The organism is Variovorax sp. IB41 (assembly GCF_016405905.1).
Taxonomy (GTDB): Bacteria; Pseudomonadota; Gammaproteobacteria; order Burkholderiales; family Burkholderiaceae_C; genus Variovorax.
This window is the reverse complement of sequence record NZ_JAEFCB010000011.1, coordinates 118542-131846: the sequence shown is the minus strand read 5'-3', so window position 1 is coordinate 131846 and position 13305 is coordinate 118542. Positions and strand designations below refer to the sequence as shown.

10 protein-coding genes and 3 tRNA genes are annotated in these 13305 nt (G+C 67.3%); 7 read left to right on the top strand and 6 right to left on the bottom strand.

Features of this window, described 5'->3' with window-relative positions:
* Positions 1-8 precede the first annotated feature (8 nt).
* Positions 9-1406 carry a class II fumarate hydratase gene (fumC, locus tag JC881_RS20220; protein WP_198787485.1) on the bottom strand — a complete coding sequence of 466 codons (1398 nt, stop codon included), beginning with the start codon at positions 1404-1406 and terminating at the stop codon, positions 9-11.
* Between the two features lie 510 nt (positions 1407-1916).
* Between fumC and proV the strand changes: the two genes are divergently transcribed.
* From proV to JC881_RS20185, 7 genes are all read left to right on the top strand, one after another.
* A complete protein-coding gene (gene proV, locus JC881_RS20215; RefSeq protein WP_198787484.1) occupies positions 1917-3170 on the top strand; it encodes a glycine betaine/L-proline ABC transporter ATP-binding protein ProV in 1254 nt (417 codons plus the stop codon).
* Positions 3171-3191: 21 nt separating this feature from the next.
* A complete protein-coding gene (gene proW, locus JC881_RS20210; RefSeq protein ID WP_198787483.1) occupies positions 3192-4361 on the top strand; it encodes a glycine betaine/L-proline ABC transporter permease ProW in 1170 nt (389 codons plus the stop codon).
* Positions 4362-4384: 23 nt separating this feature from the next.
* The gene (proX, locus tag JC881_RS20205) at positions 4385-5389 is read left to right on the top strand and encodes a glycine betaine/L-proline ABC transporter substrate-binding protein ProX (RefSeq protein ID WP_198787482.1); all 1005 of its coding nucleotides are present in this window, start codon (positions 4385-4387) and stop codon (positions 5387-5389) included.
* 65 nt (positions 5390-5454) lie between these two features.
* The gene (locus JC881_RS20200) at positions 5455-7008 is read left to right on the top strand and encodes a fumarate hydratase (RefSeq protein WP_198787481.1); all 1554 of its coding nucleotides are present in this window, start codon (positions 5455-5457) and stop codon (positions 7006-7008) included.
* A complete protein-coding gene (murI, locus tag JC881_RS20195; protein ID WP_198787480.1) occupies positions 7005-7802 on the top strand; it encodes a glutamate racemase in 798 nt (265 codons plus the stop codon). Before JC881_RS20200 ends, murI begins: the two co-directional genes overlap by 4 nt.
* A gap of 14 nt (positions 7803-7816) precedes the next feature.
* Positions 7817-8599, top strand: coding sequence for a hypothetical protein (locus JC881_RS20190; protein WP_198787479.1), 783 nt, complete (start codon positions 7817-7819; stop codon positions 8597-8599).
* An 88-nt stretch (positions 8600-8687) separates the two neighbouring features.
* Positions 8688-10880 carry an Ig-like domain-containing protein gene (locus tag JC881_RS20185; RefSeq protein ID WP_198787478.1) on the top strand — a complete coding sequence of 731 codons (2193 nt, stop codon included), beginning with the start codon at positions 8688-8690 and terminating at the stop codon, positions 10878-10880.
* Between the two features lie 4 nt (positions 10881-10884).
* Here the strand turns inward: JC881_RS20185 and JC881_RS20180 are convergent, their stop codons facing one another.
* The 5 genes from JC881_RS20180 to JC881_RS20160 all read right to left on the bottom strand — a co-directional run bounded on the left by JC881_RS20180 (position 10885) and on the right by JC881_RS20160 (position 13285).
* Entirely contained in the window at positions 10885-12186 is a 1302-nt protein-coding gene (locus tag JC881_RS20180; protein WP_198787477.1) for an MFS transporter, read from the bottom strand.
* A gap of 33 nt (positions 12187-12219) precedes the next feature.
* A complete protein-coding gene (locus tag JC881_RS20175; protein ID WP_198787476.1) occupies positions 12220-12861 on the bottom strand; it encodes a DUF6806 family protein in 642 nt (213 codons plus the stop codon).
* Between the two features lie 22 nt (positions 12862-12883).
* Positions 12884-12975, bottom strand: a tRNA-Leu gene (locus tag JC881_RS20170).
* A 98-nt stretch (positions 12976-13073) separates the two neighbouring features.
* Positions 13074-13147 (bottom strand) — tRNA-Cys (locus JC881_RS20165).
* A 62-nt stretch (positions 13148-13209) separates the two neighbouring features.
* A tRNA-Gly gene (locus tag JC881_RS20160) sits at positions 13210-13285 on the bottom strand.
* Positions 13286-13305 lie beyond the last annotated feature (20 nt).

Below are 13305 nucleotides of genomic sequence, written 5' to 3'. Positions count from 1 at the left end.
GGCGCGGATCAACGCCCCGTCATGTTCTCCGGCACCACCCACTGGTCGAACTGCTCGGCCGTCAGGTGCCCCGAGGCGATCGCCGCTTCGCGCAGGCTCGTGCCTTCCTTGTGCGCCTTCTTGGCGATGTAGGCCGACTTGTCGTAGCCGATGTGCGTGTTCAGCGCCGTCACCAGCATCAGCGAGCGCTGCACCAGTTCGGTGATGCGTTCGCGGTTCGGCTCGATGCCCACGGCGCAGTGGTCGTTGAAGCTCACCATGCCGTCGGCCAGCAGGCGCACGCTCTGCAGGAAGTTGTGCGCCACCATCGGGCGGAACACGTTCAGCTCGAAGTTGCCCGAGGCGCCGCCGATGTTGATGGCCACGTCGTTGCCGAACACCTGCGCGGCCAGCATCGTGACCGCTTCGCTCTGGGTCGGGTTGACCTTGCCCGGCATGATCGAGGAGCCCGGTTCGTTCTCGGGAATGCTCAGCTCGCCGATGCCGCTGCGCGGGCCGCTCGCGAGCCAGCGCACATCGTTGGCGATCTTGTTCATGCTGGCGGCGAGCGTCTTGAGCGCGCCGTGGGCATGTACCAGCGCATCGACGCTGGCCATGGCCTCGAACTTGTTCGGCGCAGTGATGAACGGCAGGCCCGTGAGCTTTGCGAGTTCGGCGGCGACCTGCTCCGCATAACCCTTCGGCGCATTGAGCCCGGTGCCCACGGCCGTGCCGCCCAGCGCCAGTTCGCTCAGGTGCGGCAACGCGGCGCGCACGTGCGCCTCGCCGTGCGCCAGTTGCGCCACGTAGCCCGAGAACTCCTGGCCCAGCGTGAGGGGTGTGGCGTCCTGCAGGTGGGTGCGGCCGATCTTCACGATGTCGGCGAAGTCCTTGGACTTTTGCTCCAGCGTGCCGCGCAGCCTGGCGATGGCGGGCAGCAGCTTGTGGGTGATGGCCTCGACGGCCGCCACGTGCATGGCGGTGGGGAACACGTCGTTGCTCGACTGGCTGCGGTTCACGTCGTCGTTCGGGTGCACGAGGCGCCCTTCTCCGCGCTCGCCGCCGAGGATTTCGCTCGCGCGGTTGGCCAGCACCTCGTTGACGTTCATGTTGGTCTGCGTGCCCGAGCCGGTCTGCCAGACCACCAGCGGGAATTCGCCCGGGTGCTTGCCGGCGATGACTTCGTCGGCCGCGGCCACGATGGCCTGGGTCTTCTTCTCGTCCTGCAGGCCCAACGCGTGGTTGACCACGGCCGATGCGCGCTTGACTTGCGCCAGCGCCTTGATGATCTCGCGCGGCTGCTGCTCGCCGGAGATGTCGAAGTTCTGCAGCGAGCGCTGCGTTTGCGCGCCCCACAGCTTGTCGGCCGGCACGTCGATCGGACCGAAGGTATCGCGCTCGGCACGGGTCTTGGGGGAAGTCGTCATGAGAAAAAGCTCCGCAGTCTTGGATGGTTGCGCCGCCTGGTCGGGCGCGGCCCGAGTATCGGGCAACAAGAATAGCTCGCATCTGACGGGGCCATTGGGCCGCCGCCGACATCACGTTACGCCCGTTGGGTTGACTCGCGTCATGTCAAAAAGTTATAATCATGGGCTTCAGACGACCAACAAGTCATGTAACTCCTGTTGGTCGGCCCTGCGCTACTCGCGGATCTCCGAATCCCGTCGCGGTGCAAGGTTCTCCCCGCCGGGCCCTGTCCGGCAAACCGGCCGGATCGTTTCCGGCCCCACTGCCACGCCACCTTTCGGCGGGCACTGGTTTCGTCGCCACGTCGTCTTCAGTGCCTGTCGGCAGCCCTCCAAGGCTCGCCGGGCCATTGCACGCGTCTTCTCGCGCTCTCCGTCCGGACGGCCCATCGGCTGATGGCGTGACCGTTGCCGTCCCGTGCTTTGCCGGGGCGGTGCTGTGTCCAACCTTTCAACAAGGAGCCCCGGCATATGGCCAAAGGAATTCTCATCGACCATGTCTTCAAGGTGTTCGGCGATTCGCCCGACGAAGCCCTCGAACTCGTGCGCCAAGGTTTTTCGAAGAAGGAAATCCTCGCGCAAACGGGCCAGTCGATCGGCGTCTTCGATGCCACCTTTGAGATCCAGGCCGGCGAGATCTTCGTGATCATGGGCCTGTCGGGCTCGGGCAAGTCGACGCTGGTGCGCCTCCTGAACCGGTTGATCGAGCCGACCGCCGGGCGCATCGTGATCGACGGCGCCGACATCAACGAGCACTCCGACGCCAGGCTGCGCGCGCTGCGCCGCAAGGACATCAGCATGGTGTTCCAGTCGTTCGCGCTGATGCCGCACATGACGGTGCGCGAGAACACCGCGTTCGGCCTGGAGCTCTCGGGCACGAGCAAGAAGGAGCGCCTCGCGCAAGCCGACAAGGCGCTCGCGCAGGTGGGCTTGGCGGGTTGGGGCGACAGCTATCCCGACGAGCTTTCGGGCGGCATGCAGCAGCGCGTGGGCCTGGCGCGCGCGCTGGCCTCGGACCCATCGATCCTCCTGATGGACGAGGCCTTCTCGGCGCTCGACCCGATCATCCGCACCGAGATGCAGTCGGAACTCTTGCGGCTGCAGCAGGAGCAGCGCCGCACCATCGTCTTCATCTCGCACGACCTGGACGAGGCCATGCGCATCGGCGACCGCATCGCGATCATGAAAGACGGCCAGGTGATCCAGGTCGGCACGCCCGACGAGATCCTGCGCAGCCCCGCCGACGACTACGTGCGCAGCTTCGTGCGCGGCGTGGACGCGGCGGCCGTCTTCAAGGCGGCGGACATCGCGCGCAAATCGCTCACCGTGGTGTGCGAGCACCCCGAGCGCGGCGCGCGCGCGGCGCTCAAGCTGCTGGAAGACCAGGACCGCGACTTCGCCTACGTGACCAGCCCCAACAAGCGCTTCCTGGGCGTGGTGTCGGCCGACACGCTGCGCGGCGCGCTCGACGGGCATTCGGGCCCGCTCGGACTGCAGCACGCGTTCCTGGCCGACCTGCCGCGCATCGACGCCGAGGCGCCGGTGGCGGGCCTCATCGGCCAGCTCGCGCAGGCGCCGTGTGCGCTGCCGGTGGTGGCGGGCGACGGGCGCTTCTGCGGCGCGATCAGCAAGACGACGCTGCTCAAGTTCCTGGACCGCGAGACGCCACCGATCGAGCCCGTCTCCCCGCACGCAGCCCCTGCCCTCGCCGCCGAGCCGCACTGAATCCACGAAGGACCCTGAACGATGAACGACACCACATTGCCTTCCGACCTGAACGCGCCGGACATCGGCGCCGCGCTGAACACGGCCCCCGAACCCGCGGCCTTCGTCGATCCGTGGGAGGCGCTCTCGGCCGCGCCCGACACCTCGGCCACCAGCGCCTGGCTCGATGCGCCGCTGAACGCCGCGCACCAACTCGCCGGCCAGACCGACAGCGCGACCAGCGGCTTCCAGCTGCACCGCCTCTGGGACGGCTCCCTTCCCGTCGAGTCCTGGATCAACCAGGGCCTGGGCTGGGTGGTCGAACATTTCCGCCCCTTCTTCCAGACGGTGCGCCTGCCCATCGACAGCACGCTGAACTGGGTGCAGGGCCTGCTGACCGGCCTGCCGACGCTCGCGATGATCGCGCTCATCGGCCTCTTCGCCTGGCAGTTCGCGGGCCGCGCGCTGGCCATCGGCACGACCGTCGCGCTGCTGCTCGTGGCGATGCTGGGCATCTGGCCCGAGGCGATGGTCACGTTGTCGCTGGTGCTGACCTCGCTGGTCTTCTGCATGGTCATCGGCCTGCCGCTGGGCGTGCTGCTGGCCAGCAGCGACCGGGCCCAGCGGATCATGCGGCCCGTGCTCGACGCGATGCAGACGACGCCCGCCTTCGTGTACCTGGTGCCGGTGGTGATGCTGTTCGGCATCGGCAACGTGCCGGGCGTGATCGTGACGATCATCTTCGCGCTCGCGCCGCTGGTGCGCCTCACGAACCTGGGCCTGCGCCAGGTGCGGCCCGACCTCATCGAGGCCGCGCGCGCCTACGGCGCCTCGCCCTGGCAGATGCTGGTGAAGGTGCAGCTGCCGCTGGCCATGCCCTCGATCATGGCGGGCATCAACCAGGCGCTGATGCTGTCGCTGTCGATGGTGGTGATCGCTTCGATGATCGCCGTGGGCGGCCTCGGCCAGATGGTGTTGCGCGGCATCGGAAGGCTGGACATGGGTCTTGCGACCGTGGGAGGTCTCGGCATCGTGCTGCTGGCGATTTCGCTCGACCGGCTGACGCAGGCGATGGGCAAGTCGCGCCGCAGCGCGGGGCGGCGCTGGTGGCACACGGGGCCTGCCGGCCTGGCGCTGCGCGTGCTGCAGCGGCTCGTGGGCACGCCGTCGCGCGATGCGGGCGCGCCCGTTCCCGCGTTTTCCACGCAATGACAGGTCACGGAGGAAATCAACGCATGAAGAAAACCAGTTTCATCGCTCGCAGCATCCTGGCCCTCGGCTTCGTCGCATTCGGCGTGGCCGCGCAGGCCGCCAACGACCTGCCTGGCAAGGGCGTCACCGTGCAACCGCTCAAAAGCTCGCTGGCCGAAGAGGCGTTCCAGACGCTGCTCGTGATGCGCGCCCTCGAAAAGCTCGGCTACACGGTCGAACCCATGAAGGACCTGGAGCCCGCCACCGAGCACCTGGCCATCGCCAATGGCGATGCCACCTTCATGGCCAACCACTGGAGCCTGCTGCACGCGGACTTCTACAAGAACAGCGGCGGCGACGCGAAGCTCTCGCGCACCGGCGTGTACTCGGACGGCGCGGTGCAGGGCTACCTCATCGACCGCAAGACCGCCGAGCAATACAACATCACCAGCATTGCGCAGTTAAAGGACCCGGCGATCGCGAAGCTCTTCGACGCGGACGGCGACGGCAAGGCCGACCTGACGGGCTGCAACCCCGGCTGGGGCTGCGAGCTGGCCATCGAGAACCACCTCACGGCCTACAAGCTGCGCGACACCGTCACCCACAAGCAGGGCAGCTACGCCGCGCTGATGGCCGACACCATCGCGCGCTTCAAGCAGGACAAGCCGGTGCTGTACTACACGTGGACGCCGTATTGGGTGAGCGCCGTGCTGCGCCCCGGCGCGGACGTGGTGTGGCTGCAGGTGCCCTTCTCGTCCTCGCAGGAGGGCCAGGCCGACACGCAACTGCCCAATGGCAAGAACTACGGCTTCCAGGCCAACCGGGAGCAGATCGTCGCGAACAAGGCCTTCGTCGAGAAGAACCCGGCGGCCGGCAAGCTGTTCGAGGTGATGAAGCTGCCGATCGGCGACATCAACGCCCAGAACCTGCGCATGAGCCAGGGCGCCAATACGCAGCAGGACGTGGAGCGGCATGCGGATGGGTGGATCCGGGTGCACCAGGCCTTGTTCGACGGCTGGATCGCCGAAGCGCGGGCGGCGGCGAGGTAGCTGGCGGCGGCTGAGATAATCGGGGGGCGATTTCCCGTGTTACCCACTACAAAAAGCCCCCCACCATGACGACCACGATCCAGCAGGCCGACCTGATCGAATCGATCAGCGCCGCGCTGCAGTACATCAGCTACTACCACCCCGCCGACTACATCGCCCACCTGGCCCGCGCCTACGAGCGCGAGCAGAGCCCCGCGGCCAAGGACGCCATTGCGCAGATCCTCACCAACAGCAGGATGAGCGCCACGGGCCACCGCCCGATCTGCCAGGACACCGGCATCGTCAACGTGTTCCTCAAGGTGGGCATGGACGTGCGCTGGGGCGGCTTCACCGGATCGCTCGACGACGCCATCAACGAGGGCGTGCGCCGCGGCTACAACCACCCCGACAACACGCTGCGCGCCTCGGTCGTGGCCGATCCGCAATTCGACCGCAAGAACACCAAGGACAACACGCCCGCGGTGATCTTCACCGAGATCGTGCCGGGCAACACCGTCGAGGTGACGGTCGCGGCCAAGGGCGGCGGCAGCGAGAACAAGAGCAAGCTCGTGATGCTGAACCCCGGCGACAGCGTGGTCGACTGGGTGCTCAAGACCGTGCCCACCATGGGCGCCGGCTGGTGCCCCCCGGGCATGCTGGGCATCGGCATCGGCGGCACCGCCGAGAAGGCCGCGCTCATGGCCAAGGAAAGCCTGATGGACGACCTGGACATGCACGAGCTGCAGGCCAAAAAGGCCTCGGGCGCGGAGCTCACCAAGGTCGAGGCGCTGCGCATCGAGCTGTACGAGAAGGTCAATGCGCTCGGTATCGGCGCGCAGGGCCTGGGCGGCCTGGCCACCGTGCTGGACATCAAGATCAAGATGTACCCGACGCACGCGGCCAGCAAGCCGGTGGCGATGATCCCCAACTGCGCGGCCACGCGCCATGCGCACTTCGTGATGGACGGCAGCGGCGCGGTGTACCTCGATCCACCGTCGCTGGATCTCTGGCCCGACGTGAACTGGGCACCCGACGAAAAGAAGAGCAAGCGTGTGAACCTGGACCAACTCACGCCCGCCGAAGTGGCGAGCTGGAAGCCGGGCGACACGCTGCTCCTTAACGGCAAGATGCTCACCGGCCGCGACGCCGCGCACAAGCGCATCCAGGACATGCTGGCCAAGGGCGAGAAGCTGCCCGTCGACTTCACCAACCGCGTCATCTACTACGTCGGCCCGGTCGATCCGGTGGGCGACGAGGCCGTGGGCCCGGCCGGCCCGACGACCGCCACGCGCATGGACGGCTTCACCGAGATGATGCTGGCGCAAACCGGCCTGATCGCGATGATCGGCAAGGCCGAGCGCGGCCCGGTCGCCATCGAGGCGATCAAGAAGCACAAGAGCGCCTACCTCATGGCCGTGGGCGGCGCCGCCTACCTGGTGAGCAAGGCCATCAAGACCGCCAAGGTCGTGGGCTTCCAGGACCTGGGCATGGAAGCGATCTATGAATTCGACGTGGTCGACATGCCCGTGACGGTGGCGGTCGACGCGGGCGGCACCAGCGCGCACATCACCGGCCCGGCCGAGTGGCAGAAGCGCATCGCCAGCGGCGAGTTCAAGACCATCATGATGGAAGAAGCTTGAGCCTTGTAGGCGTCTTCGACAGCGGCGTCGGCGGTCTCAGCGTGCTCGCCGCGCTGCGTGCCGAGCTGCCGCGTGAACGCTTCATTTATTTCTCCGATGCGGCCTATGCGCCGTATGGCGAGCGCGGCGATGAGTATGTGATCGAACGCTCGCGCAAGGTGACCGAACAGCTGATCGCCGAACACGGCATCCAGGCGTTGGTCGTGGCCTGCAACACGGCCACGACGGCGGCGATCCACCTGCTGCGTGCCGAGCACCCCACGTTGCCCATCGTGGGCCTGGAGCCTGCGCTCAAGCCGGCCGTGGCGACGAGCCGCACGGGCCACATCGCTGTGATGGCCACGCGCGGAACGCTGGCCAGCGCCAAGTACGCGGCCTTGCGCGACTCATTCGCCGGGTCTGCCCACATTCGTGCCGTGCCGTGCGACGGACTCGTCAAAGCCATCGAAGGCCTGGACACCGCAGCCATCGCGACGCTCTGCGCGCGCTACATGGCCGAGGCCGGTCCCTTCGGCGATGCGCCCGGCGAAGTCGACACCATCGTGCTCGGCTGCACGCACTACCCGCTCGTGAAGAGCGAACTGCAGCGCCATGCGCCGCCCGCGCTGCGCTTCATCGACACCGGCGCGCCGGTCGCGCAGCAGACGCGGCGTGTGCTGGCCGCTGCTGGCCGCCTCTCGGACGGCGAAGGCGGGCTGATGCTTCAGAGCAGCGGTGACCAGGCCGTTCTCGAAGTGGCCGCCGCGCGCTGGCTGCAGATTTCGCCGCAAGGTACAACGGCAATCGCCACCTGAAACCGCCGTACCTCATGCGCTCCCTTCTTCGCCACGCCCTGCTCCTGCTGGGCCTCTCTGCGGCCGGCCTCGGCCACGCCGCCTGCGAAAGCGGCCTGGCCGAGCGCATGCACGCCAAGCTGTACCCCAAGCGCCCGCTCGACGAACGGCTCGCGGCCTGCAAGGTGTGGCCCGCGTTCCCCGGCCGCAGCATCGTCGTGCTGCCGATGCCGCGCGAGACCACCGACAAGGGCGCCAAGGTCTTCGACCTCGAGGTGCTGCTGATCCAGCGGCCCGACAACGGCAACACCGAGCGCGACACCGTCATCGGCCGCCTCTTCCAGCCCGAGGCGCTCGACGAGGACGCGACCACCGCGATCCAGGACATCCGCATCGACACCTCGCGCTACGTGCTCGCCGCCGACGCGCGCGCCTTCGGCCTGCGCGTGCGCTACCGCGGCAGCAGCGCGCCGTCGAGCCCGCTGGCCAGCGAGACGGTTCGCCTCTACGTGCAGCACGGCAGCAGGCTGCGCGAGGTGCTGCAGGAGATCGAGCTGGACCACGACAACGGCGGCTGGGACACGACCTGCACCGGCCATTTCGAGAAGCTGCGCACCATGCTCTCGGTGGGCAAGGCCGCCAGCAACGGCTTTGCGGACCTGCAGCTGTCGCGCACGCTCGTGCAGAGCCGCGCGCAGGAGCAGGAAGACCAGGGCTGCGTCGAGAAGGCGCTGCCCGCGAAGTTCAGCACCGTGACGCTGCGCTACGACGGCGAACGGTTCAAGGTGCCGAAGTCGCTGCTGCAGCAATCGCCCTGACGGGCAACTGAATTCGTGCCGTCTTTCACGGCACCGTCACACGAAAGTACCAGCATGCGCGGTTTGTCCAGAACAAGAACCGCGCAACATGAACACACCCTCCGCCTCCCGCATTCCCTTCAAGCCCATGCTGCTCGCCAGTGCCCTCGCTCTCGTACTGGCCGCATGCGGCGGCGGTAGCGACGCAGGTGGCGGCATTGCCTTCCCGCCGGTCGGGGTCGCGCCCCCGCCGGCCGCCCAGCCACCCGCGGCAGCGCCGCCGGCAGCCGAGCCGGACCAGTTCGTCTCCAAGGCCACGTTCACCCCCAATGCCGGCACCACCGAGGGCTCGTCGGACGCATCGACCGCATTCGCCCTGCCCGACAACTTCATGATCGTGGCCGACGACGAGGCCAACGTGCTGCGCGTGTACCCGCGCACCAGCGGCGCCGCGGTGAAGGAATGGAGCTACGAGCTCGAAGGCCCCAAGCTCGGCAAGGAACTCGACCTGGAAGCCGGCACGCGTATCGGCGACACGCTGTACCTCACGGGCTCCAACAGCAACAAGAAGGATGGGGGCGATGCGCCTGATCGTTCGCACCTATTCGCCGTGAAAGTCACTGGCACTGGCGCCGCAACAGCCTTCAGCTACGTGGGCCAGTTTTCGTCGCTCGAAGCACAACTCGTCGCCTGGGATGCCACCAACGCGCACGGCCTGGGCGCGAACCATTTCGGCTTCACGGTGTCGGCCGGCGCGGGCATCGTGCCTGAGCGGGTCGATGGCTTCTCGGTCGAGGGCATGACCAGCGCACCGGGCGACAGTGCGCTGTGGCTGGGCTTCCGCGCACCGCAGACGGGCGCATCGACGCGCGCCAAGGCGTTGATCGTGCCGGTGCAGAACTACGCTGCACTGGTGGGCGGCACGGCCACGCAGGCCGCGTTCGGCGCACCCATCGAGCTGGAACTCGGCGGCCGGGGCATCCGTTCGATCGACAAGGGCACGGACGGCAACTACCTGATCGTGGCCGGCCCGGCAGGCGCCGCCAGCGCAGACGTGGACCGCAACTTCGCGCTCTTTTCGTGGAACGGCAATCCGGGCACTGCACCGGTCGAGTTGTCGAACGACCTCGACAAGCTGCGCAAGGACACGGGCGGCAGCTTCGAATCGACCGTCGAAGTGCCCGGGCCGGTGACGGCCGGCACAGAAGTGCAACTGCTGCTGGACAACGGTGACACCGTCTGGCCCGGCCAGAGCGACGCCTCGAAGGACCTGCCGCCGGCCGACCAGAAATTCGATGGCTTCGTCGTGCGCCTGGGCGCACCATGGGTCGACACCGCCGGCCCGGTGCTTCGCAGCGGCTCGCCCAAAGCCACGGACGGCAGCGTCGGCGCGAACGCGAAGGTGACCCTGAGCTTCAACGAAGGCGTGCGCCTGGGCGCCGGCAGCATCGTGCTGCACAAGGCCGACGGCAGCGTGGTCGAAAGCTTCTCGGCCGCGAGCCCGGCCACGCGCCTGCAAGCCGCGTTCAACGTGATCACGCTGACACCGAGCCAGCCGCTGGCAGCATCCACCGGCTACTACGTGACCGTGGACGCCAACGCGATCACCGATGCCAAGGGCAACGCCTACGCAGGCATCGCCGACGCGACCACGCTGAGCTTCACGACCAGCGCACCGCCCGCGCTGGCTGCCGGCGACATCCTCTTCATGGGCGCGAACGCCGACAAGACCGACGCCTTCGCCTTCGTGTTGCTCAAGCCGATGGACACGGGCACGCGCATCTTCTTCACCGACCGCGACCGCACCGCCGCCGACTTCGACACCATCACCAACGAGAGCGCCTTCGTCTGGACCGCAGACCGCGCCCTGCCCGCGGGCACCATCGTGACCATCCAGCCGGACGTGGCCAAGAACACGAACCCGATCACCAACGTCGGCACCGTGCAGGGCGCGGGCGGCGGCATCAGCGCCAGCTACGAGACGGTCTACGCCTTCGTCGGCGGCACCATCGCCGGCCTGGGCGACGGTGCTGCCGGCACCATCAGCGGCGTGGGAACGTACCTGGCCAGCATCACGCTGGGACCGGTGCCCGACGCGAACGCCATTCCCGCGACGCTGACGGCCGCGGGCGCAGCGATCATCTTCCCCACGCAGTTCGACGTGCTCTACAACGGACCGATGCTGCCGGCCTCGCCGACGCCGACCGACATCGCGAACTTTGCCGCGAGCGTGAAGAACACGGCCAACTGGAAGTTCCAGAGCAAGGCCGGCTGGCCGCTGACGAACAACAGCCTGTTCTGACGGCTCAGCTGCGCAGCGCGGCTTCGCGGCCGCGCCGCATGTCGATCGGCAGCAAGAGCAACAACCCCGCCACGAACAGCACCGCGGTCGAGAGGATCGCGATGCGCTGATTGCCGCCGGTGGCCCAGGTGATGGCGCCGAAGCTCAGCGGGCCGATGATGCTGGCCAGCCGGGTCGCGAAGGTCCAGAGCCCGAAGAACTCGGCGAGCTGCTGCGGCGGCGCGAGGTAGCCCGTCATCGCACGGCCGGCGGACTGGCTCGAACCCATCGCGAGGCCTGCGATGGCGGCGGCCCACCAGAAGCCGCCCTTGGTGGTCACCACGGCGGCGATCACGCAGACCGCGATCCACGCCACCAGCGTGGCCGCGAGCGACACCTTGTGGCCGATGCGGTCCTGGATGTAGCCGAACGAGAAAGCGCCGATGGCGGCGGCGACGTTGAGCACGAAGATCAGCACCATCGTCTCGCTCGCCACGAAGCCGATCACCTGCTCGGCGTAGATCGCAGCGAGCGTGATCGCGACCGCCACGCCGCCCTGGTAGCAGACGGTGCAGACCAGCAGCCACATGAAGTCGCGGTACGCGCGCGCCTGCTTGTAGGTCGCGCGCAGTTGCTGCCATGCGCCGAGTTCGCCGCCGGCGGTTTTCGGCTGCGCCCGCTCGGGCAGAAGCGCGAAGGTGGCGCAGGCAGCGGCGCCGTAGATCGCGGCCGTGATCAGCATGGTGACCGGCACGAAATGCGAAGCCGGCAGGCCCTTGGCCTGCGACCACAGCACGTAGGCCAGGCAGATGCCGAGCGTGAGCATGCCGCCGACGTAGCCGAAGCTCCAGCCCCATCCGCTCACCTTGCCCATGCCTTCGGGCGTTGCAAGCTCGGGCAGGAAGGCGCCCGTGAGGGACTCGCCGTAGGAATAGAAAGCGTTGGAGACGATCACCAGCGCCATGGCCAGCGCAATGCCGCCCGAGGCGCCCGCAAAGCGCGGCGTGAACGCCAGTGCGGCCGTGGCCAGCACGCAGCCGGTGGTGGCGATGACCAGCACCCGCTTCTTGGCGCCGCGCAGGTCGGCCCAGGCGCCGATGGCGGGCGTCGTGAGCATCACGATCGCGTAGGAAATGCTGAGCGCCGCGGTCCATGCGAAGGCGGCCCAGGGCGCGCCTTTCGCGATGCCGCCCACGAAGTAGGCGGCGAACACGGCCGTGATGACGACCGTCGTGTAGCCCGAGTTGGCGAAGTCGTACATCGCCCAGCCAAACACCTCGCGCTTGCGCACGCCCGGGCGCAGCGCGGAGGCGGGAAACAGGGCCATGCGGCCTTGTGCGTCGGGTGAGTGGTCGCGGGGTTAGTGCAGGTGACGCGGACGGCGACCGCCGCCGTGGCCACCGCCGCTTCCGCCGCTGCCGGGGCCACCGGTGCCGCGCGGGCGCTTGCCGATTTCGAGCGAGTTCACCAGTGCATCGAAACGGTCACTGAAGAGGCGATCGATCTCGGCGACCACGCCACCCAGCTCGGCGCCGTCGAAGTGGCGCTCCATGAGGTTGACGACGTCTTCCACCAAGAGGTCGCGCTGCACCTGCATGATTGCCGCCGGGTTGGGGCCGACGAACAGCATCAGGAAATCGTCGCGCGATTCTTCGTCGGGGTCGCCCTCTTCCTCGTCGAAGTCGGTGTCGTAGAAAGTGACCTCGATGGCGGCGCCGCGATCCGACAGCTCGTTCAGGGCCATGCACATTTCGTCCAAGGCCTGGCGGAAGTCTTCGTCGCCGGGCACGGTCCAGCAGATCTGCAGCGTGTGGTCCTTCTGCTCGAAGCGGATGCCGGGTTCTTCTTCGTAGGTGCTGGTGGCACCGTCGGCCAGCGACTTGGCGCCTGCATATTTCCAGAGCGGCTTGAGCGCTTCCTGGATCTGCTCGAAGTTCACGTCCGGGCGCAGTGGCACGTCGCCATGCACATGGATTTCAAATGGAGCGTTGTAGCGAGGCATCGAATGCTCCTTTTTCTATATGTGGTACCCGGAACGGGGGTCGAACCCGTATGCCCCGATCAAGGAAGCGGCGGATTTTAAGTCCGATGTGTCTACCAATTTCACCATCCGGGCGTCAGGTTGAACATCGACGATAACCCAAACGAAACAAGCCCCGACAACGGTGGTTGGCGGGGCTTGTTTGTCGGGTCGAATCGTGTCTAACGAGAAGGTGGAGGCGCGACCCGGAGTCGAACCGGGCTAGACGGATTTGCAATCCGTTGCATAACCGCTTTGCTATCGCGCCACGCAGAACCAAAAAACGAACTTGCGAAAAAAAGGGAAGCAGTTGCTTCCCTTTTTCAAAACTGGAGCGGGAAAAGAGTCTCGAACTCTCGACCTCAACCTTGGCAAGGTTGCGCTCTACCAACTGAGCTATTCCCGCGTTTCGAGCCTCGAATTATA

Excerpts from the sequence above, each read along its gene's own strand:
- fumC (WP_198787485.1), bottom strand. The coding sequence starts at position 1,406 with ATGACGACTTCCCCCAAGACCCGTGCCGAGCGCGATACCTTCGGTCCG.
- proV (WP_198787484.1), top strand. The coding sequence starts at position 1,917 with ATGGCCAAAGGAATTCTCATCGACCATGTCTTCAAGGTGTTCGGCGAT.
- proW (WP_198787483.1), top strand. The coding sequence starts at position 3,192 with ATGAACGACACCACATTGCCTTCCGACCTGAACGCGCCGGACATCGGC.
- proX (WP_198787482.1), top strand. The coding sequence starts at position 4,385 with ATGAAGAAAACCAGTTTCATCGCTCGCAGCATCCTGGCCCTCGGCTTC.
- JC881_RS20200 (WP_198787481.1), top strand. The coding sequence starts at position 5,455 with ATGACGACCACGATCCAGCAGGCCGACCTGATCGAATCGATCAGCGCC.
- JC881_RS20190 (WP_198787479.1), top strand. The coding sequence starts at position 7,817 with ATGCGCTCCCTTCTTCGCCACGCCCTGCTCCTGCTGGGCCTCTCTGCG.
- JC881_RS20185 (WP_198787478.1), top strand. The coding sequence starts at position 8,688 with ATGAACACACCCTCCGCCTCCCGCATTCCCTTCAAGCCCATGCTGCTC.
- JC881_RS20180 (WP_198787477.1), bottom strand. The coding sequence starts at position 12,186 with ATGGCCCTGTTTCCCGCCTCCGCGCTGCGCCCGGGCGTGCGCAAGCGC.
- JC881_RS20175 (WP_198787476.1), bottom strand. The coding sequence starts at position 12,861 with ATGCCTCGCTACAACGCTCCATTTGAAATCCATGTGCATGGCGACGTG.